A 23709-nucleotide genomic window follows, 5' to 3' on the forward strand; every position below is an offset into this window, starting at 1 on the left:
CACAGATGTTCCAAATAACATAGCTTGACCAATCGTAAGAAAATACACCCGTATGAGTGCACTTCCCTTAACCTGTTACGGAGCCCTTTACTCGGTAAAGAACTTTTTTATTTAGTAAAGGACTTTTTTATTCAGTAAAAGACTTTTTTATTTGTTGACAGCAATATATGCAAAGCCAGGAGCTTTTGGTGAAAACTTGTTAAATAATTGTTTAATCAATGTATGTGTCTTTTCATTATATGAATTATTCATCTCAATCTCGTACCCCTTCCATTAAATAATTCAAAATAGATTACCCTATTATCTTTCTCATATTGAATTCAATTAACCTTCATATCGAATGTTTGATATGGGGAAAATCTCAAGTTATCTCATTTTAGTTTCCAAGGAAACTAAAATAGAGTATAATTATATTTGCACAATAGATATCGTTTACAAATCCATTGTGCAAATTCTTGTATTAGCTCTTAATTAAATAAAAAAATGGAGGGCATGACATGGAAAATTATTATGATGTAGCGGTAGTTGGCAGTGGTCCGGTTGGACTTATGACAGCATGTGAATTAGCTATTCAAGGTGTAAAAGTTGTCGTTGTAGAGAGAAGATTAAATCGGATAAGAAATTCTAGAGCACTCACACTTCACCCCCGCTCCTTAGAATTAATGGCTATGAGAGGTATTGAAAATCGATTTTTATCTAGAGGGAAGAAATCAGATACAAGCCATTTTGCTGCCCTAGATACAAGATTAAACTTTAAAAATTTAGATACTGATTTTCCATATACGCTTTTTATTCCCCAATCTATTACAGAAGAAATATTAGAAGAGCGTGCGTTAGAATTAGGTGTAGATATTAAACGTGGTCATACATTAAAAGATTTAAAACAGCATGAAACATTCGTACAACTAGAAATAGAACAAGCAGAAACGATAAATAAAATAGAAGTTCCATATGTAGTAGGCGCTGATGGCGCAAGAAGTGTAGTTCGTGAGTTATCACATATACCTTTTAATGGAACAGATACAACAACTACAGCTATATTAGGCGATGTCATTTTAGAAGATGTACCAGATAACCCATTTTTTTCTACATCTAATATAAATGGGTTAATAATAATGGTACCTATTGCACCTAATGTATTTCGTTTTGCAATTGTAGATCCTAAGAATCAGACAATACCTGTTCATGTTGCTGTCACAGAAAAAGAGCTTATCGATAGTATTTATAGTATTACAGGTGAACATGTTCAAATTAAAAGCTCAATATGGCTTTCTCGTTTTGGAAATGCAACCAAACTAGCAAATACTTATCAACATAAGCGTGTATTCTTGGCAGGTGATGCAGCGCATATTCATTTCCCTGCAGGAGGACAAGGTTTGAATATAGGTTTACAAGATGCTTTTAATTTAGGATGGAAATTGGGACTCGCTATAAAACAAAAAAAATATGAAAGCCTATTAGAAAGTTATCATTTTGAACGACATGCTGTGGGAAAACAATTTTTAAAGGATGTACAAGCACAAGAACAATTAATGATAAACTTTTCAAATGCAGGTATAGAATTAAGAGAGTTATTCTCGCATTTACTCACATACCCAGAGATGAATAAAGATTTAGCTGAAAGAGTAAGTGGCTTAGGGGTTATATATTCCTCTATGCATACGAAAGAAAAGCATCCATTAATAGGGAAAAGATGTACAAATCTTACTATTTCTTCTCAAAATAAGAAAACTTATAAACTCTTTGAATTGATGCAAGATGGTAAATATATTTTATTAATACATCCTTCTTATAAAGAAGAAATAGATAAAATAAACATTGATTCGCACACAAAGGTGGTTGTAGGAGAAATACAGGATTATCAATTAAAAAATATTGATGTCATTTTAATTCGCCCCGATGGTCACATAGCTTACATTGAGTATGATGAAAGAAAAGACTGTACAGATTTGAAAATAAAATTGAATAATTTTTAAAAACTACTATTTATGTAATGTTCTTATGGCAGTTAGCTTTTTATTATTAAGTATGTCCTCATCAAAATGATGAATCCCTAACTATTAGCTCAGCTCTTTCTATCTAGAAGAGTAGTTTGTACTTTTGCTTAAAATTCCTTGAAAACAATTTGAGCATAAATTTTTCACATTAAAAAAGGAGAGATTATAACCTCTCCTTCTAATCCATACACTATATAATTAGCGAGTGAATCGACCGACAAGTTGTTCCTCAGCCATTGCTATTAGACGTTTTGTAATTTCACCACCAACAGTCTGTTTGGACGAGCGGTTGCGTCTGCACCAAGTTGTATATCAAACTCTTATGCGATTTTATATTTCATTTGATCAATTACACTTTCAGTACCACGAACTAATAATCCGTTACGGCTTCCACTATTCTTATGTATACTCGTCAAATTTCATGTCCATACTGTTTAGAGACGGTAGTCCATGCCATTCGGATTGACCTCCAGCACATGATAAATTTATAACCGTTCCTATAAATTAGGAGCGGTCTTATTTCATTTCCTATAATTCTAATGATAAGAAATCATTATTTGTTCCCTTTCGATAGCTATCTATAGTCACCTTTAGAGGAAACATATCAATTTATTAGGAGAATACCTTTTTAATATGGATAATATAGTATCATTAGATTCCTTAAAGCCACTACAAGCTAAGTAATTTTGCATGTCTTATTCATGATAAAACACCCATGTCATTCCAATATTTTATTTACCACGGAGATATCTACTTCTTTTTGAACTGTAACATCAAACTTATAAACATCTGTTTGATCAGGATTAATCATATTTCCTTTTACAAGCTTATTAAACCTGAGTATCTTCTCTTCTTCAAGCAATCCACCTGTTTGCGAGTCTTTTTTACAGTAACTTTTATTTGTTCTTTACTTTCTTTTCCTCTACTATCTTTAACTGTTAGTTCTACATTATATGTTCTTTTTTCTCCATATCCATAGCTAGGATTGGCTTCTGTACTTGTTCTACCCTCTCTAAAATTCCATAGATAAAAAATAATTTTTCCATTTTCACTTTCTGTACCATCACTATGGAATTGAATTTCTTCATTAGAATCATAGGAAGGATAACTTATTAGTTATTTAAGATATATTTTGTAAGTAAGTTCAATTTATAATTATAGTCTTATATACATAAGGATTATTATTAATCCTCTCAATTACTTTAAGCGATGGTAACTTATCTAATTCAATGACCATAATATTATTTATCTTTTGAGGAGAACTTTGAATTTTTATAATATTAATTTCATAATCACTGCATAAGGATGTTATAAAAGCGAGAAATTTACAACTATTTTTATTCCTCACTAAAATAGTTGGATTATTTTCTGATATGTTAAAATTAAACCCATTAATTTCTGAAATAAGTAATTTTCCTATATCATTTTTATATGTAACAACTTCTATACTTTCTTTTTCATTAAACAAAGAAATTTTTGCAGTATAAGAATAAGGTGTTTTTGCAAATTCTTCTACAAATTTAATTCCAGTGCTATTACCAATCCTAAAAGGATCTTGTTCTAACATACTTTTTTCTGTAAGATTAAATATCCCTTTCAAAAACGCTATTTGCAATTCATATTTATTTGTAACGTGTTTAAAGCTTCCATAGACTGAAATATTCACTTGTTCTGGTCTTAAAATAAATAACTCTCTAACTAACTTACCCATTTCAGTTCCTAAAATTTCAGGTGATAAATTATTAGTTTTTACAAGATCGAACATAGGACAACTCTCCATAATTAACTCCCCCTCACTTAAAATACCCCATATAAATATGGGGTATTTTAAGTAGTAAACTACATGTAATTTTAATATCCTAAAATATCATTTGATTTACAATCAAAATAATTTTATATATAGATATTATACTATTACTTGTTCTTCCTTCAAGAAAGGTATATCGAATGCAATAAATACCTCAGTCAATGCATTTGTTAATTGTATTATCTGTTCTTCAGTGTGATTTGGAGTAATGTTTACCCTAAATCTCTCAGTCCCAATTGGTACAGTTGGTGAATTAATTGGTTGTAAATAAACATTATGTTTCTCAAGTAACTGACGTGCAGCAGCTTTACACTTTGTTGCATCACCAATTAAAACTGGTAATATATGTGTCTCGCTTGAATTCATAATTGGAATTCCCGCTCTTTCAAAAGATTTTCTTAACATTTCTGTTTTTTTATGTAAACCATCTCTTTCTACGTTAGAAACCTTTAAGTGCTCAACACTTGTATAACATGCCGCTACTATAGATGGTGGTAGTGAAGTCGTAAATATAAAACCTGAGGCAAAAGATCGGATTGCATCAATCATTGGTCCCGAACCCGTAATATAGCCTCCGATAACACCAATTCCCTTAGCCATAGTTCCTTGAATAATATCAACTGAATCTGCAATACCTAGATCAGCAGCTATCCCTGCTCCTCTAGGTCCATACATACCAATTGCATGAACTTCATCAAGGAATGTTAAAGCGTTATACTTCTTAGCAAGTTTAACAATTTCTTCAATTGGTGCAATGTCACCATCCATAGAATAAACTGACTCAAAAACAATTACTTTTGGCCGGCTATATGGTTGTGATGCAAGTAATTGCTCTAAATGTTTTGTATCATTATGTTTAAATATTGTACGCTCTACCTTCGTACTACGTATCCCATTAATTATAGATGCATGATTAAGTTCATCGGAAAAAACAATACAATCTTCAAATAAACGTAGTAAACACTGAAGTGTTGCATCATTTGATCCATATCCTGTCGGGAATACAAGTGCAGATTCTTTACCATGCCATTCAGCTAATGATGACTCCAATTCCTCATATTGGTAATGTGTACCACCAATATTTCTAGAACCACCTGATCCCGCACCATATAAATTGATTGCGTTATGCATGGCTTCAACAACAACTGGATGTTGTGACATTCCTAAGTAATCATTACTGCACCAAACAACTACAGGCTGACTATCTTCTGATCCATTTAATTTAGCTAAAGGATATTGCCCACGAATTCGATTTAATGTAACAAACTCACGATATTGCCCACTTTTTTTCAGTTCTACTAGTTTTTCATTTAATATTTTTGTATACATATAGTGCCTCCAATTATAAGTTCTCTAACTATCAATTTAAAGGGGGTAATGTAAAAAAATGTTAATAAAGTTGTGGTGCTCTCTCATTATAGGCATAATACAAACAAAAAACAAACAAAAATTTTAAAAATAAAATTTTTTCGGTAAATTATATTTTTACTCTTCCTATATATATATATTTATATTAAATTTTAAGCTTTAGTTCGATTAGAAATAGTGAAAAGCTTATAAATAGAGTGTTTTTAGCCACTTATTTAACAAGAAAATAGATTTTTTATTTTTTTAATTTATTTCTAAAGAGTTAGAAAATTAATATTGATATAATATTTAAGTCGTGATAATATTTGGCTCGTGAAAACTAATTTTACAAAAAAGGTATTTTTAGGTTATTAAAATTAATAGTTAAAGATCAACTATACTTTCTCAAATTAAGTTTATGATTATCGAAATAATATATCATTATATTTTAATTAAGGGATAAATTTGCTGTCTTTAGTCTGGTTATTTTACCCCCTAAAAATACAGATCCATCACACAATGAACTTTAGGAGGAATTTTGATTATGCAAGAAAAATTATTAATTCGTAAAGCTACCATTCAAGACACTGAAGAATTAGTGGAATTAAGAAAGATTTTATTATCTGGTGGTGACACACATTATGCAGCAAAAAGTGAAGAAGATAATTTGGCCTGGCAAAATGCTTATCGCGTTTGGATTAAAGAAAATATTTCAAATGAGAATGTACTGATTCAGGTTGGTCAATATGATGAAGATGCAAAAATATGTTCATGTGTTATTGGAATAATTGATTCACGCGCTCCTATGGTAGGTGCACTTAACGGACGAGTTGGCTGGGGACAATCTCTTGTAGTAAGCAAAGATAGACGTGGTCTAGGAATTGCAGAAGCAATGATGGATGCTTTTCATAATTGGTTTAAAGAAAATAATGTTCAAAAAATTGTTGTCCAATCTAGTAGAATGGCCGAAGAGTTCAATAGAAAAAGAGGCTATCTCCAAACTGGGGAACAGTTATTATTTAAAACAATAGAATAGGGGCGTACCAAAATGAAAGTTTTAATTATTGGAATGGGTTTTTCAGGTCAAATGTTTTTAGAAGCTTTCCAGAACATCTCACCTCTCTACAATAATGATATTGATATTGCTTATACTTCAAGATCTCAAAAAGATATTGATTTAGTGTATTATCCGACTATTGAATCTGCCTTGGAAGTATTTAAGCCAGATATTTTAGTAATATCCGTTAACGACGAAAATCATGGAGAAGTATTATTTTCAATTCAAAATTTCAATGGATTTGTAATATGTGAAAAGCCTTTTGTTGATCCAAATTTCAAGTTAGAAAATGCAGAGAAACTATTAAAATACACATCGGGCTTTTGTTTAAATATGGTTGCAAGATATTCACAAGCCGCTCGATTATTAAAAGCATATGTAAATGAAAATAATTTAAAATTAGTACGTGCCAACTTCTTATGGGAAAAAAATAGAATTAATGATTATCGACCTACAACAGGAGTTATCAGTGAAATTATACACTCTTTAGATCTTGTTCAATGGATCAACGGTAATTCACCATTACAATTAAGACATATTCAAGGAGTGAAGTCTGATTATTCAATTTCTGGAGATGAAATTTCAGATAGCGTTTCTGTTATGGGTGAAATAAATGGTGCTGTAGTGACAGGATATAGTAGTTTTGTAAACTTATTCAGAAGAAGAGAATTAGATTTTGTTTTTCAGGATGCTAATAATCAATTAATTTTTGCACAACTCTCTTATGACACACCAAACTGGTATGAAGATTCAGTAAAAATTTGGACAGAAACTAGCACACAATCTGAAGAACTGTTATACTTTAACTCCCTTGAACACGAATATAATGGGGATAGAAAAATAGAGCGAATTATAAATGTAGTCAAAGATGTTACTGATTTTGTTATGCTGGAAAAAGAACCTTCTTTTGGTTTTCCAAATCTAAAAGATGCAGTTCGCTTACAGGAATTACTTAATGAAATTGATTCTAAGAAATCGAGCTTTTATAGAGTTAAATATAACAGTTCTGAGAAAAGAGTCTTGCTCAACGAAAATAGTGGATTTGGACGATTAGGATAAAAAATAGCAAGGAACTTAAAATAAGTTCCTTGCTATTTTTATAAATTCCTGAACATAATGTCCTTCTGCATGTGTTAATTCTGTAGCATGTTTATAAGATATGTATATATTTCTATAATGTCTATCCGGCAATTCATATATCTTTATATTATCAAATGATTTTAAGAAAAGCTTTGGTCCTATAGAAATACCTATTCCTAGATCAATCATTTTCACAATTGTATTGCAGTCACTTATATACGAATGAACCTTAGGCTCTATACTGTGCTGATTAAAAAATTTCTCAACTTGATTTCTGTATGGCGCTGCTGGCATAATAATATTATTTTGATCAAAGAAATCCTTTAAAGAGCAATCTTCAGGAATTAACTTTAAGTTATTTGGTGTTGCTATAACTAACTCGTCTTCCCAAAATGGGACGGATTCACATCCGAATTCCCCGTTAATTGTAAATCCCAGGTCAATTACTTTATTAATAACCCATTCTTGTATTTCATCATAAGTCCCCTCAAATATTATAATTTCAATAAACGGATACAATTTATTAAATTCTTTCATAATTGGAGGTAATATATGTTTTTTTACACTTGTAAAGGCTCCAATCCTCAGTGTTTTAGGCAATAATTGATCATTAAAATTTGTCTCTATTAATTTACGGTTTATATTTAATATCTGACCAATATACTCATAAGCTTTAGTGCCTTGAGGAGTTAAAGTAATCGTCCGACCAGTTCTCAGGAATAAAGACGTTCCTAATTCCCTTTCTAAGCTAGAAATTGCATGGCTTACTGCAGATTGCGTCATGTTTAATTTTTCGGCAGCCTTTGTAAAACTCCCCGTTGTAATAACTGATTCAAAAATTTCATACTTAATAATACTCATGAGTTTTTTTCATCCCTTGCATTAATATTATTCATTTTATTTAATCCCATTCATTAAGTATACTAATATTAACCTACTTAAGCTAGACGAGTAATGATTATCAAATGTTATTTTATCTTAATTTAATCTGCAGATTTTTTAATTACTATGGCATTATTCAATAATTATATATAACTCAATTATTATAATTGTAAGTAACATCATTATAGAGTTATATATTGATTCAATAATCATTCTCTATCTGTATAAAACTAGCAACTAGAGTGTATAAGATTGATAATTTATTATAATCTTGACAATGTAAAGGTGGCAGAACTATGAAAAAAGTTATCTTTTTAGCTATTGGTATGTTTGCCTTGGGATTCGATGCTTATATTATTGCTGGACTGGTTCCTGGAATTAGTGATACCTATCAAAAAAGTGCATCCCAAGTTGGGCAAGCTGTAAGTATATTTACATTATGCTATGCAATATCCGCTCCACTGTTTGCCTCTCTCTTAGCAGGTAAACCTATAAAAAAAGTTCTATTGACTTCAATAATTGTATTTGGACTTGCAAATGCATTAACCGCAGTATCTCCAAACTTTTCGATATTCTTAATATCAAGGGCGATTGCTGGTGTTGGTGCTGGATTATTTTCTCCTTTAGCTGTTGCAGGCTCAACTATGTTAGTACCTGTAGAAAAGAAAGGACGCGCACTTGGCTTAACAATCGGTGGCATGAGTATGGGAACTGTATTAGGTGTTCCCATAGGTCTTTATATCGCAGACAAGTTTGATTGGCAATCAGCAATGTGGTTTGTGGTAATACTTAGTTTAATTGCTGCTATTAGTATTCTTAAGTTTCTACCACATGTTCCAGTCACTGCACCACCTGCTATGAAAGAAAGACTTGCAATGTTTTTAGATAAAAGAGTTACTATCACTGTTTTAATAACATTCTTTGCAAGTATTTCAAGTTTAGGTTTATATACCTATCTATCTCCATTATTACAAGATCTTGATAGCACAAGTGATTTAACAATTTATTTATGGGCTTGGGGATTGGGTGGATTATTTGGAAGTATAACAATTGGATATTTAATTGATTACTTCAAAAAACCAAAAACTTTAATGGCTCTTATTTTAATTATTTTAACTGTCTCAGTTGTATGTATTCCTATAATGATTAATCTAACAATTATAAAATACTTACCATTTTTCATATGGGGAGCAATGGGATGGGCATCAGGAGCACCACAGCAACATATTTTATTATCCTATCAACCTAAGCATGGAAGTGCAGCTGTGGCCCTCAATAGTTCGATAAACTATCTAGGAAGTTCCGTAGGTGCCACATTAGGTGGAGTAGTAATTTCTCTTGGAATGGGGACTATGGCTCTAATCTACTTTGCGATAATTTCTATGATTATTTCATTAGGCCTACAATTTTATAGCATGAGAAGTAATACCTTTAAAATAGCCACTACTAAAAAGGCTGTTTAAAATAAATCTATTACATTTATAAAACATAAAAATGGGCATTAATTAATCTGTATCTTTTTATAAAGAAACAAAAAGAAGACGGTTCTTTTGAAACCGTCTTCTTAAAATAATAATACCATCTATCATATAGCTAGTTATTTAATCTTTTTTTATTAGAAAATTTGATTAAACAATTTATATTTCTATCATTCCTCTCTTCTTTCATATTCATCTGAAATAATATTTTCATCCCACTATATTTATAAATTAGCACCGCTTTTTATATTAAATTCTTTATTTTATCTAGTTACCCCGAAAAAAAGTCTCTCAGATTCGTTTGTATCGATCTTTAAATACCACAACAATATAAAAACATGCAAAACAACTTAAAAGTCTATTTTAAGTTGTTAAGGCGTTTAAAAAGATTTTAACTGTTTTCAAACGGTTTTGTTAAGCAATTTCTATATACTATAAGCTAATCTCTCAATTTTTCACCTTTGATTTCTTCTAAGCCTTTTTTTAATCCCATTTCTTTCGTAATATGCTTCATTTTTAATTATACTAGGCTTAAATATAAACCGACATGTTCTTCATTATTTATTAAATGATTTTCAGGTATGACCACTACTTTATTCTGCGTATTAATTTTTACTCATCTGATTACAACAATTCGTTGTACAGGTTGTCCATTTCATATAGCTGTAGCAAATACTACTCAATTAAAAGAATTTCCATATGATTGAGTGTTTCTATAAGCACTTCATTAATATATATTAAATGGTAAAAGTATTAATTTAAAACCTCTTTGGATGTTAGTCCTTAAACTTTAATTAAACCTTCATTTTCTTAGAAATTTATAAATCAGTTGAAATATTTATATCAAATTCATCTGGTATTTTAGCATCTATTTTTTTCCCATCTATTGTCATCCTTATTTTCTGTTTCGGATTTGCTGTTACCACCCAAGCATTAGGTAAATAACGATCTTCATGTGATAATGTAGAAGGTGAATTTATAACCTTTCCTCCTAAATATAGAGTAGCAGAAGAACCACCATCCATAGCCATTGCATTTATAGCACCTTTTTCATATAGAATATCTTGACACTCTTTTAACGTAGCCCCTATACTATGCGTCTGTCTACCGTCAATGACTAGAAACATAATTGTACCATCTTCTTTTTGGGCCATAATACTTCGCGGAGCAGAACCCCAACCACCGTCTCCTTCTGTAATCATTTTTTCTCCATTTACAATTAACTGTGGCATAAATCCTGCTGCTGAAACGACTTGTTTATCCAAAAGTTGTTGTGTAGAATAATTTCCTGTTATCATTTGTCCAAACTTTGTTAAGCCTGTAATAATTGTAGGGGTATTTCTATCCATATTCGTATCAATAACTTTCCCATTTTCTATTACAATTCCAGTAGCAACATTTCCTCCACCCCTTCCTGTTTCATCTGCAAATCCACTTGCATTCACAGCAACAAGTGCATGATTACGCTTTGCCATTACGCTAATTTTTTCCCCTCTGTTAGCGCCCTGTGTTCCTTGATGGCTAACAAGTTTAACATTGAAGGGATTGCTAATAGTAACTAATTTTCCTTCAAAAAGAAAGCGACTATCTTTGTTACTTTTAATCGTTTCTACATCAATTTCTAATGGCTGATTTTTAAATTCTTCTAATCTTTTTCCTGCTATTTTTTTATAAATATGCTCATCACTATTTGACCATTTCGGATGATTAATTCTATCTTGCAATTTATCTAGTTCCTTTTGGGATAGGAATGTATATTTCGCATATTGCGGATGCTGAGAAGTTAGTATACTCCCAGCCATTGTTATGCGAAGCTCTCGGCCATAGCTAGTACCAAATAATATGCCTATGCCAATAAGCATGAAAATAGACAATAGAAGCAAAATTCGTTTGAAGATTTTTCTGAGATGTTTCATAGTTTTATCCTCCAGCATTCATTACATTCAATAAATCCATTAAAATATTATTTATCTAAATACAAAAGTGTTTGATTTCCTCATGTCTGAATTCCCCACTATACTTTAGCAATTCAGGCAAAATACTTATTCCGAATTTCATTTTTTAGTGTATATTTATAAATTTAATAACGTTTTTGCAACCATGAAATAAATTAATAATCCTGTTCCGTCAACAAATGTTGTAATAAATGGACCTGAAACAACTGCAGGATCTAGTTTTAATTTTCTTAGAATTAAAGGTAAAACAGCTGCTACAAGAGAGGCCCAAATAACAATAAATAATAAAGTAATTGCTACAACTTGTGCAACTTCTGTTCCAACTCCTAACATATAAGCACGAGTGAGCCCAGCTATTCCAAGTGCAAGTCCGAGAAGCATACCTATTGCAAATTCCTTTTTCATTACACGGAAAATGTCTTTAAATTTGACCTCTCCAATACCGATTGCACGAGTAATTGTTGCTACAACCTGTGTTCCTGTATTCCCACCAGTACCTACTAATAACGGAACAAAGAAAGCAAGGGCAACTACAGTTTCAATTTCATCTTCAAAATATTTTAATACTGTACCTGTATATGCCTCAGCAACAAAAAGAAGTAATAACCATGGTAGGCGTTTTAAGAAGATGCTCCAAATGCTAGCTTCAAAGTAAGATTGATTCAATGGCTCACTTCCGCCTAACTTTTGAATATCTTCTGTAGCTTCTGCTTCCATAACACTCATTACGTCATCAAAAGTGATAATACCAATCATTTTATTATTTGCTGTTGTCACAGGTATTGCTGCTAAATTATAATTCAGTAGCTTTTTTACAACTTCTTGCTGGTCAACTTCAGCTTGTACTGAAATTACCTCTTGAACCATAATAGTAGATAATATCTCTTCATCTGCTGCTAGTAATAACTCATGTATGGAAACGATTCCCTCAAGATAACCATGACTATCAAGAACATAACTATAAGATATTGATTCTACATTTTCAGAATGTTCCCTAATGTACTTCAATGTCATTTTTACTGACCAATTTCCTCTAACTGCAAAAAAATCACTTGTGACAAGACTTCCTGCCGTTTCAGGTTTGAAATTCATCAATTTTTTTACGTTATGTTTTGTAATTTTGTCTAGATACGCCATTAATTTAGCTTGTTTTTCAGGATGAACCGCTAGAAGTAAATCTACTAATTCATCAATCGGTTGTAAATTTAGTAACTTTTTAGCTTTGTTTTCAGATAAGTGAATTAAGATATTATATTTTTCTTCTGCACTCATATATTGAAGAATTTTAGAGCTTTTTAATACGGGAATCGTATTTAGCAATATGATTTGATCTTCAATTGAAAATCTTTTTACTTCTTGCGCAACATCATACGACGGAAGACGTAAAACTTTCTCTGCATCCAAATTATTTTTGGTTACAAGTAATTCTTTTAATAATTTCTTCATGTTAACTCCTCCTCATATTGCTAAGGGAGACTCTAGAGTTTCATGAGTGGTTTTGTTTTATTTTATCTGTCTTAGATTTTTTATTAGAGCAATAATAGTTACATTGCAATCAATTCATTATTTAGAATTACCTCCTTTTTGAATATAGACAAGATAAAACAAATAACATTAAACAGAAAAACCTTTACTCAAAAAGGAGTAAAGGTTTTTTACAATACAAATAAATGATTATTAAGACAGCTCTGCCAAAATCACAGAGGTGCCTTTCTATCAAATCGTATACCACTCCCTCGTTGAGTTTTAGCACTGTATAGCATAGGTTTTTATAACCAGCTACATTAAGAAGGGCCTTAATCCGACCGTTCCTGTTGACCCATTGGCGTCTCTCGACATTTTTGGGCAGCAGCGTTTCTCTATACAGGAGCCTCACCTAACAAAGTTTATTGAATTACTTCAAAATTTAAACCAGAATTTAATATTTGTCAACTGACTTTCAATTCCATTCATAAAAAAATCTTTTATGGAAAATGAAATTATATTTTATTATAAATTTAAAATTCCCCTAAAAAAACATAGAATTCAAATAGATTTAATTCGAAGAAACGTTATAAAACATATGAAACTTATTGTTTTTAAACAAATTCCAACTTTATAACATAAGATGAATAATTAGTCATTCTGTATATCAAACGAACATTCATAAAAAAATCTTCTTTTATGATTAAAATCTTCTTTACTGTTTATCAAATTTATATGGTTAAACTACTTAATCAAACTATACACTACAAGTTGAAAATATATACTTATACAGAATGATTACATACATTTTCTCATATCATTTCTCAAAGGACTATAAAGCAATATAACAGATAAAATTAGCAATATGGTTGCTTGACAAGCAAAAAAAATATATTTATGCTTGCTACACGAAACAAATACATAAAATTTATGTTGCTTAACCTGTTAGGTGAGGCTCCTATGCAAACACAGGCTATTGCCCAAAAATGTCGAAAGACGCCAATGGGTAGAACAGGAATTGTCGGATTAAGGCTCTTCTTAAGATAGCTAAGTAATGAATTTTCATTACTTTACGTTGTATAGTGCCAAAGCTCTACTAGGGGGGAGAAAAGCCTTATTTAATCATGCCATTTTGAATCCCTCTAGTTACATACTAGGGGGATTTTTGCGTAAAAAAAACAGGGAGTTAGTGATAGAATCTTCCTAAACACAAGTCATATTTAGTAATTGACGAGAACAAGATTCTATTCATTAGCAAATGTAATATTATGTTTTGTTTTAAATCAGGAGGATATTAAAATGAAAAAAATATTAAAACTCGATTATCTATTGCTCCTTTCTCTATTCATAACATGTACTTTAGGTATTATCATGATGTATAGTGCAAGCTCCATTGTCGCTGTCCAACATTACGGTTATAACAGTAGACATTTTGTTGATTCTCAATTAACAAAGCTACTTTTAGGAACAATAGGGTTAATAGTTTGTGCTTTACTCCCATATGAAATATGGAAAAAACGAATAGTCTCAATCTGTATTATGGTTGGGGGGATTTTTTTATTAATTATGGTTTTATGGAAAGGAAAAGTGGTAAATAATGCTCAATCATGGATCTTTGGAATACAGCCAGCTGAATTTCTAAAATTAGGAACAATACTTGTAACAGCCCGTTTTTTTGCATTACGACAAGAACAAGCTAAAAATAACTGGAGTGGTATCGGAAAACTTTTATTTTTTTTAGCTACAATTTTTTTTCTTATCTTTAAACAACCAAATTTAGGATCTGCACTTTTAATATTAGGTATAGGTTTTAGCATATTTCTATGCTCAGGAATAAATATAAATCTACTAATCAAAAGAACTATCATCAGTTCTATTTTGTGGTTACCTATTTTATATTTCTTGATTCAATATAGTTTGTCAGAAGTTCAAAAGAAACGTATTACTACGATTTTCAATCCATTTCTTGATGCGCAAGGAAATGGATACCAGCTTGTAAATTCTTTTATTGCCATTGGCTCCGGAGGAATCACTGGTCGTGGATTTGGAAATAGCATACAAAAAACAGGTTATCTTCCGGAACCACATACAGATTTTATAATGGCAATAGTTTCTGAAGAACTAGGATTTATTGGTGTATTTATTATATTGGCTGGAGTTTTGACTATAGTACTTCGCTCCTTAAAAATTGCACAATTATGTGTAGATCCATTTGGCAGTTTTATAGCAATTGGTATAGGATGTATGATCGGTATGCAATCTGTTGTAAATTTAGGTGGTATTACAGGACTATTTCCTCTTACAGGTACCCCATTTCCATTTGTAAGTTTTGGTGGAAGTTCTTTAATGGTCAATTTAATAGCAATAGGAATATTAATTAACATTTCAATTTTTAATAAAATTGAGTTTGATAATCATGATATATAATTTTTATATATCAATTTAAAAATTTTAAAATTCGACCTCATTAATTAATCTATATTTAAAAAATTTCTAATTATTTTTTTAACTGTATAAATATTAATATTTATATTTATGTTCGTTTTAATACGAAAAAAGGCAGGCATATATATATGCTTGCCTTCCGTTCTCAAAATCAATTACACCTAAAACAACGTGAGGTTAACCAAATCTAGATACTGTCTTCTACGCCCTATTTTTTACTTTTCTAAAACAATTTCTGCTATTTCATTAGCACATTTTTTAGAGTCAAATCCATCATAATTACTTAGTACTACAACAGTCAAATATTCTTTTGGAAACCGCATGAAGTGTGAACGATAACCTGCCCAGCTACCTGAATGTTCCAAGTATCGACAGTTAAAACCTTCTGCAAGCCTTAGCCCAAAAGCATAATCTTCATTGTCAATAATCGTCTCCCCAGTTGGAGAAATTTTCAGACCTATTTCGCTCATTCTTTTAACAAGTTCTTTTCCACCAACGGTGCCTGTAGTTAAATTTTCTCCCCATCTTACAAGATCTTCAACATTTGTATGAACTGCCCCATCACCTGTATGTTCCCAAGGGCTTTCATAGATTTTATATTTTCCTTGCTCATTCTTCGAATACCCACTAATAATTGGTATAGTTGTTGGGTAGCAATCTACAATTGTTGTGTCTTTCATGTGTAAAGGATCAAAAATACGTTCCTTTGCAAACTGACGTAGGGACTTGCCACTTACCTTCTCTACCACTAGTGACAATAAAAAATATCCTGTATTGCTATACTCAAATTTTGTGCCCACTGGGAACCTTGCAATTTGATGAGCATTTAGGTGTTTTAGAGATTCTTCCACAGTTAATGTATCAGTAAATTTAATATTTGCTGCTTCAGCCAATGCCATATAATCAACTAGCCCACCAGTATGATGAATTAGATGTCTCAATGTTACTGGTTCAGCATATGTTCCTATAGAAGGGACAAACTTTACAATTGAATCATCTAAACCCAATCTTCCCTCTTGTTCTAAGAGTAGTATAGAAAACGCTGTAAATTGTTTAGAAACTGAGGCGATATTAAAAACGCTCTTTGTGGTTATCGGTAGATTTTCCTCTATAGAAGCTAAGCCAACTGCACCTTTATACGTTACTCCACTATCAAAACTAGCAATATATGCAAAGCCAGGGGATTTGGGTGAAAATTTGTTCAATAATTGTTTAATGGGAGTATGTGTCTTTTCATTATATGTATTATTCATCTTAATCACGTACCCTTCGCTTAAAATGATTACAAATATAATAAAGAATACTATATATATAAATATCAGTGTAAGTGTGTAAAAGTTATACCATAAGTCGTATGGCCTATTATAAAAAGCAAACTTAATTAAGTTTGCCTTTTTGATGTTATTCCAAATCTAATTAGTTTTGATAATATATCTTTTGTTTACGCTGAAATGGATAAGTTTTAATTTCATCTGTATCTAAATTTTCATGAAATAGATGTATGGCTATAATTTGTCTACAATCATAGGTATGATAATAATATATGCCAGACTCCATACACATTGCACTTGTATAAATAGTATTATCTATTGTACCTTCTTCAGTTATCACTCCACCTTTTGGAAGCTCACAATTTGATAAGATATGAAAAACGGCCGATACCCCTTCCTCTTCGTTATCTCCCCCTTGAATATTTTGTTTGCTATACGCCGCCCGAACAAACCTTGATGGTGGAGTAAAATCCCCAGGGAGTCCCATCGAACCTGAACCTTGTCCAAAAGCACTTAATGATACATCCCCCCATTGGGTTGGTGCATATGGCTGCGATTTAAGACCTATATATTGTCTTAAATTTTGTAAATGCCAGTTAAACTCAGGACTATTGGTCATTACCCCTAGCGGATTATCATAAATTTTTAGCCCCTCAATTGTGGGCTCTAATACAATACATTCTCCCCGCTTATCCGCTAAGATCCAATGTAGCGGTGGAGTAACTCCTAAAACAGATAATGATATATCTAAAAAAGAAATACTCTCTACAGATTTCTTTAACTCTTCGACAGAATTGAATTGTGTGAGACTCCATGCCACAAAATCAAATGGAGCTAGATTTGTTTTATTGTCATCTATACTGTTACTATAAGTAGCGAATCCTGGAAAATAAAGTGTTGCACATGTCATACCAGATTCATTTACTCCATCTGCCAGAATGACCCTTCCTTGATAGTTAATCCCCATCCCGACAACTGCTTGTTTCGCCTTGATATTTTCACCAGTTATATTGTTCCATTGATAACGCCGAGGAATGATTATTACTTCTTGATTGAAATCTAATGTAAAATCCATCGTTCGTGCAAAAAGGTGCTGACCGTTTTTTGTCTGTAATGTCAAACTAGTACACATAAAGAACACCCCTTTATTTAGTTTATATGAACAAAAACTCGTTTAATTTCTACCTTGATAAGCAACCACTTATTTCCTATTCTTTTTTCTTGCCTATATTGATTGACTCTCCTTTCAAAATATTAAATTTTTAATACAGTATGCCAAATACTATAAGGAAAATAAAAATTATCAAAGAGGTTAATAATCTATTTTAAAATTCATCCCTATCAACTTAAAAAGCTATTATAAACAAACTTCAATAAAAAATGCCATCCCCCTCTTTTTTTATAACTCGATTTTTTAATTAGAAGGATGTTAATCAGTATGCATAGATTTCGTATCATCAAAATTATTATAATTATCATTTTGAGAAGAATAACCACTATTAGAATTATTATTAAAATGTGGGTACTGAATAAATTCATTATACAAAAAAAACCACCATTCTTTTCCACAGCCTAATTTAATACCTAAATAATTCATATATTTAAGTTAATTATTTTCCCTATTATTCTTCTTCATGTACAAACAAGAAGAAAAAATTTTTCTAGATCATTTTATCAATAATTAAGACACAGTTATATAGTGAATAAGCCTAGTTAATCCTTAAAGTAGGCTCTTCTAATATATTGCTAAACCATCTTAAAGGTTTTCACTGGATACCTTCATAAAAACATAGATAATCAGATAGTCTTGCTTCTTTTTACTGATTTGAATGTCCTTTATGCTCCCTTCTTTATCAATTATTCACTAGAGATAGTTAAACCCGTTTCCTTTAAGTTATAGACCTTATAGCAAAAAAATGCTTAAAATATTAAGAAAATAATCGATTTTTTATTATAAGCACATATATTTTTTTAATCTTTTTAAATTCAAAATTTATATATTGATAAATAATTAATGGAATACCCGAAAAGGAATAATTTACCTTTTATTGGTTAGAATGATGTACGAATCTATCTAATAAAAGGAGTTGGTTTTATGTGCCAAAAGCACAGCAAGTGTAAATGTAGTTTTGTTCCACCATCTATTCTATCTAATATGGCTAGATCCGGAATTGATGGAACACAATTAACAATTAAAAATAGTAGAGACTCTAGGTTAAAGAGAAAAGAAAAAGACATTCATGTGTTGGAAGTTGAAGCTGGAATTAGTAAAAATCCATCATTAGAATTTTCATCAAATGAACAAGCGCAACGTCAAGTATACGATTGTGAAAATCAATGGGAATTGCGTCATAAAATGGTTCGCGCTGAAGGTGATCCTAATACCGCAGATGAAATTGTTAGTCACGCATATGAATATGCAGGTCTTGTACGTGATTACTTTAAGAATGTTTTAAATAGAAATTCCATTGACAATCGTGGATTAGATTTAATTTTAAATGTTCATTATGGTGTGAATTTCTTAAATGCATTTTGGGATGGAGATGAGATGGTTTTTGGAGATGGGGATGGTCAAATCTTCATTAATTTCGCAAACTCTAAAGATGTGATTGGTCATGAATTAACTCATGGGGTTACACAATATACTGCAAATTTAATGTATGAAGGCCAATCTGGAGCTTTAAACGAACATTTCTCTGATGTTTTTGGAACTGCGATTAAACAATATTCTAATAAACAATCAGCAGATGATGCAGATTGGTTAATAGGAAATGATATTATGGGTCCTAAATTATTTGGAGAAGCTTTACGTTCAATGAAAGCACCCGGAACAGCTTTCGATAATCCTTTAATGGGGAAAGACCCTCAACCAAGTCACATGAATAATTACTTTGACGGTCCTGCAGACAATCATGGTGTACATATTAATAGTGGAATATTCAATAGAGCTTTTTATCTAGTTGCAATGGACATTGGGACGGAAAAATCGGCTAAACTATGGTATCATGCACTACAAAACCTTTGGACAAACGCAAATTTCAAAGATGCCGTACAAATATTAGTTAGATCTGCACAAATCCTTACTAAAGATGGAGAATTGCCGTTTGGTACAACACAGACTGTACGTGCTGCATTTAGAGACGTAGGACTCTAAATACTCATTTATTGAAGAATTAAGAATGGAACAAAATAATACTAGGGGGAGAAAAACTTATGGAAATTAATTTTACCTCTCATGGAGGATTTGCCAATTTACAATTAGTTTATAATGTAGAAACAAATAAATTACCAACAAAGATTTCAAAAAAAATACAAAATATAATAAATAAATATCAAATTTGGGAAATAAACGATACTATTACTGAAAAGCACACTTCCCTCCCGCCTAGTATTTTCTATTACGAACTATTGTTAAAGGAAAATGATAAACAAAAAAACTTTATCTGTAATGATTTAAATGCCCCTGTAGAACTTCGTCCCTTATTAACATTTTTACAAGAACTTGCTATAAACCATAAATTAGATTTACAGTAAAGTATAATTGTATTGACCAATACATACTTACAAATATTAAATAAAATTCATCTGAAAATAGTCCAGTATAAAATTAAAAAAAGGAATTTTAATGCACGTACTAATAACTATTGAACTGAAATAACTCCAAAGAGACCTCTATAAATGATCTAAAAGCCTTCCAACAAGTAAGCATAGTAATAACAATCTAAGTTGATGGTAATGGAAATGTACTGGTACTTACCTACCCTTCCATCGCCTACAATGGAATTCTTGCTGATTTGTTGACAGTCAATCCTGGTCAATTAAATTAACCTTATCAAGAATTTATCTAATGAATGTAGGTGAACATGAGTTAAATCTCGCCCTTGGTTTATCCCATTCAAATGTTCGTGATGCACTTATGTTTTCAAGTTACAGTATGGCTCTTAGATCATTAAATAAGGTTGATACAGGAAGAATCCCATCTATTTATTGTCTAAATACCTAAATCTTATTATTAAATTATTAACAATGCATTAAAGGAATATACAAATAACATTATATTTTATCAGCTAATACCACCAAATCCTTTGGTTACAGAGATTCTTACTGTTAAATTACAATTCACATAAGTGTTAATAGGATTTTATACGCATGTGAAATTCCTTATTCTATAAGTATTGAATTACCTATCTAAAATAATATATTTAATCTAACTTTGAAGGACACAATTAATGAATGAATTATCTAAGCTTAACTATTAAATTCTTATGAAAGGACTAATATATTATGACAAAAAATAATTCGAGTATTCCAGAAGATGATTTTTCGACCTTATTCGTGAAAGAAAGTGAACAAGTGGAACTTCTTAATGAACTTAATAAAAATAAAGAAATTATTGGAAAAGATGCAGGGAAATATTTAGATTTGGACTTGGAAAAACACATTTTAGCAACCTATTATGCAGCAATTAATTTCGAGGAATTAAAATCAAATGAATTATTCAAAGCATTACAATCCTTGTTAAAAAATACACATAAACCAGTTAAGTATAACCCTACACAATATTTATATAATTGGGTGGATTTGCAAGAAGACGGAAAATTAAAAAGTATCTACTCAGGGAAGATACGAAACCCAGAAGACGTTATTGCTGAAGACTTTGAAATACTCACCAAACGAAAAAATGAATTAGATTTACTTCTTGCTAATCACTCATTAACAGAAAATGAATTAAAAACCCAAAAAAAGCGAATTGAAGAAAACAATAAACTGAACTGTGAACATGTAGTACCACAATCATGGTTTCATAAACAGGAACCAATGAGAGGTGATTTACATCATTTATTCGCATGTGAACCATCCTGTAACTCATTGAGAAGTAACTATCCTTATCATGATTTCTCAGATTATGAAGGAGGTAAAGAACAGAAAATTATTAGACAAGAGTGCGGAAAATTAGAGGAGAATTTATTCGAACCTGAATATGCTAAAGGCATAGTGGCTCGAGCTACTTTATACTTTTTACTAAGATATCCAGATGAAATTACAAACGATAAAGAAAAAAATATAGATATTGAATTATTACTTAAATGGCATGAAGAATTTCCAGTAAGTATATATGAACGACATCGAAATCAAAGTATTCAAGACACCCAAGGGAATAGAAACCCCCTTGTAGATTTTCCTAACTATGCCCGTAAAATTGATTTTTCATTGATTTTATCTTAAGTTTTTGCATAATCAAATAAATATTAATTAAAAAACTTACTACTTACTCACTTACCTTTTTTAAGCAGAAGATTTTTAATAAAATTAACCAAACACAAACTTTTTAATAATAATATACAGAAAAACCATATAGCTTAATTATTTCTACAGTTTTTATTTATCTAAGTTTTTATAATAAACTTGAATCTATATGCCATTTGTGGTTGTGTTGCAAAATTACAAAAAGCGTAAATGGGTAAGTAAATAGGAAACAATGTTTAGAAATTAGCAAGTAATTGTTGAAATTCCTTAAACATTGAAAAGGCGGAGTCTTTATTTAGATATAGCATGATCGATCACGATACCTTTTGAAGAAGATTTAAAAAACTGTGTATTTGGCAAAACTTCTCTTTCCATGTCTATAATCCTGTTCAACAAGGTTGTTTAAATGTTTGATTGTACAGTGCATTGTAGTTTGAAAAAATCCTTATTTTTCTTCCTTTGTTATATGCATAAAGGAATGCGGGCGCATTGTTTCTATTAAGAACTGTTTGTTCTTTTAAATGTTTTACAAATCATTCTATTATAGCATAGACGGCCTGGTGTTCCGGTTTTTCACGTAGTTAAATATCCCAAATGTGTGTCCATCTTTATCAATTGCAGAATAGAGGTAACAATACCATCAATTAACCTTGGAATAAATCTCTTCCAAATGACAAAATAATTGTGCAGGTATATTTTTCACTTTCCAATTTAGATACATTAGTTTGCCATATTCATGAATCCCTAGCATGTTGGCTTTTGGGCGAACTGAAATAACACACTTTTTCAGGAATTCAAACACATTGTAATAGATTAAAGAAAAACGTCAGTAGCAACCAACAACCACTAAAATAAATTTTTCGGGTGATTTTTCTTTAAAATATCTCATGCCTTATTCTCCATATTTCTACTTTAAAGAGTATATCTTCATCTGAAAAACTATGCTAAAGAACCATAATTAGTATAGTATTCCAAATATTAATTATACGTATCTTGATTGAACTAAATGAACAAACCAATTTTTGTCTATACCCGTTCCAGGGCAGCTTTTAGGTGGTAGACCATTGATTAAACATTCTCTATGAAAAAGAATTTTTGCACCTTTTTGATAAAAATAACGTGTAATTTTTATTACAGTGTCTAATTGTTTATCTTTTAATTGGTCAAAACCTAAATCAAAGTTCCCTACCATTTCTAACATAAATGGATGGTCATTATCATTTCCATTACAACCTTTGGCAGAAATTGGTTTTTTATTTATATTTCTTCCTGTTATTATTTTACCATCTGGGAATATAGTAATGTGTTGAGCGATATCAGGAAAATGATTTATTTCTGTATGAAATTTTTTCATTTCATTTTGTAGGTAATGATGATTATTACCTTTAAAATGACTATGATTAGGTACGTAAGTATGATGAATATGTATACTTGAGAGTTTTGATTTGATTTGTATACTTTGAAGCCACCTAACGAATTCATCTGAATTATTAAACAAAATTCCATATAACCAATTTCCCATGTATAACTCCTTTCTCTATTCATAATATTTTTAGTTGTTTTTCGAATAATCAATATATATGCCGGTTCAATTCTAAAAATGTCAAAGTTAATTATTTGATCTATTTCAAAATAAATCCATTGGAAATATATATTTTTAGTAGCTTTTTTAAATTTTT

The 23709-nt window shown here is 30.8% G+C and carries 16 protein-coding genes, 5 pseudogenes and 2 riboswitches; of the genes and pseudogenes, 9 read left to right on the plus strand and 12 right to left on the minus strand.

Features of this window, described 5'->3' with window-relative positions; translation table 11 throughout:
* Nucleotides 1-159: 159 nt before the first annotated feature.
* A pseudogene (locus tag MRP26_RS31085) lies at nucleotides 160-252 on the minus strand (serine hydrolase); the annotation flags it as partial.
* A 245-nt stretch (nucleotides 253-497) separates the two neighbouring features.
* Here MRP26_RS31085 and MRP26_RS20715 point away from each other — a divergent pair.
* Nucleotides 498-1976, plus strand: coding sequence for an FAD-dependent monooxygenase (locus MRP26_RS20715; protein ID WP_088344710.1), 1479 nt, complete (start codon nucleotides 498-500; stop codon nucleotides 1974-1976).
* 219 nt (nucleotides 1977-2195) lie between these two features.
* Here the strand turns inward: MRP26_RS20715 and MRP26_RS20720 are convergent.
* From MRP26_RS20720 to hemA, 4 genes and pseudogenes are all read right to left on the minus strand, one after another.
* A pseudogene (locus tag MRP26_RS20720) lies at nucleotides 2196-2404 on the minus strand (alpha/beta-type small acid-soluble spore protein).
* Nucleotides 2405-2695: 291 nt separating this feature from the next.
* A pseudogene (locus tag MRP26_RS30960) lies at nucleotides 2696-3086 on the minus strand (PKD domain-containing protein); the annotation flags it as partial.
* A 55-nt stretch (nucleotides 3087-3141) separates the two neighbouring features.
* Nucleotides 3142-3777, minus strand: a complete 636-nt coding sequence (locus MRP26_RS20730; RefSeq protein WP_088344708.1) for an ACT domain-containing protein — start codon at nucleotides 3775-3777, stop codon at nucleotides 3142-3144.
* A 126-nt stretch (nucleotides 3778-3903) separates the two neighbouring features.
* Nucleotides 3904-5133 (minus strand): 5-aminolevulinate synthase, encoded by a 1230-nt coding sequence (gene hemA / locus MRP26_RS20735; RefSeq protein WP_088344706.1) that lies wholly within the window; start codon nucleotides 5131-5133, stop codon nucleotides 3904-3906.
* A 562-nt stretch (nucleotides 5134-5695) separates the two neighbouring features.
* Here hemA and MRP26_RS20740 point away from each other — a divergent pair.
* A complete protein-coding gene (locus tag MRP26_RS20740; protein ID WP_242806792.1) occupies nucleotides 5696-6187 on the plus strand; it encodes a GNAT family N-acetyltransferase in 492 nt (163 codons plus the stop codon).
* Nucleotides 6188-6199: 12 nt separating this feature from the next.
* On the plus strand, nucleotides 6200-7267 hold the full coding sequence (locus MRP26_RS20745) for a Gfo/Idh/MocA family oxidoreductase (RefSeq protein ID WP_088344704.1): 1068 nt from the start codon (nucleotides 6200-6202) through the stop codon (nucleotides 7265-7267).
* 15 nt (nucleotides 7268-7282) lie between these two features.
* Here the strand turns inward: MRP26_RS20745 and MRP26_RS20750 are convergent, their stop codons facing one another.
* On the minus strand, nucleotides 7283-8149 hold the full coding sequence (locus MRP26_RS20750; protein WP_197241975.1) for a LysR family transcriptional regulator: 867 nt from the start codon (nucleotides 8147-8149) through the stop codon (nucleotides 7283-7285).
* A gap of 317 nt (nucleotides 8150-8466) precedes the next feature.
* Here MRP26_RS20750 and MRP26_RS20755 point away from each other — a divergent pair, with 317 nt between their 5' ends.
* Nucleotides 8467-9633: an MFS transporter gene (locus MRP26_RS20755; protein ID WP_000755603.1), complete on the plus strand. Its 1167-nt coding sequence runs from the start codon at nucleotides 8467-8469 to the stop codon at nucleotides 9631-9633.
* A gap of 833 nt (nucleotides 9634-10466) precedes the next feature.
* On the opposite strand, the gene MRP26_RS20760 is transcribed toward MRP26_RS20755, so the two are convergent.
* The gene (locus MRP26_RS20760; RefSeq protein ID WP_167320055.1) at nucleotides 10467-11564 is read right to left on the minus strand and encodes a phosphodiester glycosidase family protein; all 1098 of its coding nucleotides are present in this window, start codon (nucleotides 11562-11564) and stop codon (nucleotides 10467-10469) included.
* 156 nt (nucleotides 11565-11720) lie between these two features.
* Nucleotides 11721-13049 (minus strand): magnesium transporter, encoded by a 1329-nt coding sequence (gene mgtE / locus MRP26_RS20765; protein WP_088344699.1) that lies wholly within the window; start codon nucleotides 13047-13049, stop codon nucleotides 11721-11723.
* A 279-nt stretch (nucleotides 13050-13328) separates the two neighbouring features.
* Nucleotides 13329-13494: riboswitch (M-box (ykoK) riboswitch) on the minus strand.
* 507 nt (nucleotides 13495-14001) lie between these two features.
* A riboswitch (M-box (ykoK) riboswitch) is annotated at nucleotides 14002-14178 on the plus strand.
* Between the two features lie 188 nt (nucleotides 14179-14366).
* Between mgtE and MRP26_RS20770 the strand changes: the two genes are divergently transcribed.
* Entirely contained in the window at nucleotides 14367-15494 is a 1128-nt protein-coding gene (locus MRP26_RS20770; RefSeq protein WP_242806794.1) for an FtsW/RodA/SpoVE family cell cycle protein, read from the plus strand.
* Between the two features lie 233 nt (nucleotides 15495-15727).
* On the opposite strand, the gene MRP26_RS20775 is transcribed toward MRP26_RS20770, so the two are convergent.
* Nucleotides 15728-16765 (minus strand): serine hydrolase domain-containing protein, encoded by a 1038-nt coding sequence (locus tag MRP26_RS20775; protein WP_242806795.1) that lies wholly within the window; start codon nucleotides 16763-16765, stop codon nucleotides 15728-15730.
* A gap of 163 nt (nucleotides 16766-16928) precedes the next feature.
* Nucleotides 16929-17915 carry a choloylglycine hydrolase gene (bsh, locus tag MRP26_RS20780; protein WP_065230022.1) on the minus strand — a complete coding sequence of 329 codons (987 nt, stop codon included), beginning with the start codon at nucleotides 17913-17915 and terminating at the stop codon, nucleotides 16929-16931.
* 963 nt (nucleotides 17916-18878) lie between these two features.
* Between bsh and MRP26_RS20785 the strand changes: the two genes are divergently transcribed.
* The 4 genes and pseudogenes from MRP26_RS20785 (at nucleotide 18879) to MRP26_RS20800 (ending at nucleotide 22009) form a co-directional block, all read left to right on the plus strand.
* Nucleotides 18879-19937: a M4 family metallopeptidase gene (locus MRP26_RS20785; RefSeq protein ID WP_000336537.1), complete on the plus strand. Its 1059-nt coding sequence runs from the start codon at nucleotides 18879-18881 to the stop codon at nucleotides 19935-19937.
* Nucleotides 19938-19996: 59 nt separating this feature from the next.
* On the plus strand, nucleotides 19997-20317 hold the full coding sequence (locus tag MRP26_RS20790) for a protealysin inhibitor emfourin (protein ID WP_025686814.1): 321 nt from the start codon (nucleotides 19997-19999) through the stop codon (nucleotides 20315-20317).
* Between the two features lie 277 nt (nucleotides 20318-20594).
* Nucleotides 20595-20786: pseudogene (locus tag MRP26_RS20795) on the plus strand (matrixin family metalloprotease); the annotation flags it as partial.
* Between the two features lie 281 nt (nucleotides 20787-21067).
* Nucleotides 21068-22009, plus strand: coding sequence for an endonuclease I family protein (locus MRP26_RS20800; RefSeq protein WP_242806799.1), 942 nt, complete (start codon nucleotides 21068-21070; stop codon nucleotides 22007-22009).
* A 257-nt stretch (nucleotides 22010-22266) separates the two neighbouring features.
* On the opposite strand, the pseudogene MRP26_RS31090 reads toward MRP26_RS20800, so the two are convergent.
* Together MRP26_RS31090 and MRP26_RS20805 are read right to left on the minus strand one after the other, a co-directional pair.
* Nucleotides 22267-22919: pseudogene (locus MRP26_RS31090) on the minus strand (DDE-type integrase/transposase/recombinase).
* Nucleotides 22920-23012: 93 nt separating this feature from the next.
* On the minus strand, nucleotides 23013-23552 hold the full coding sequence (locus tag MRP26_RS20805; protein ID WP_025686816.1) for a peptidoglycan recognition protein family protein: 540 nt from the start codon (nucleotides 23550-23552) through the stop codon (nucleotides 23013-23015).
* Between the last annotated feature and the right edge of the window lie 157 nt (nucleotides 23553-23709).

The organism is Bacillus sp. CCB-MMP212, from assembly GCF_022748145.1.
Lineage (GTDB): Bacteria > Bacillota > Bacilli > Bacillales > Bacillaceae_G > Bacillus_A > Bacillus_A cereus.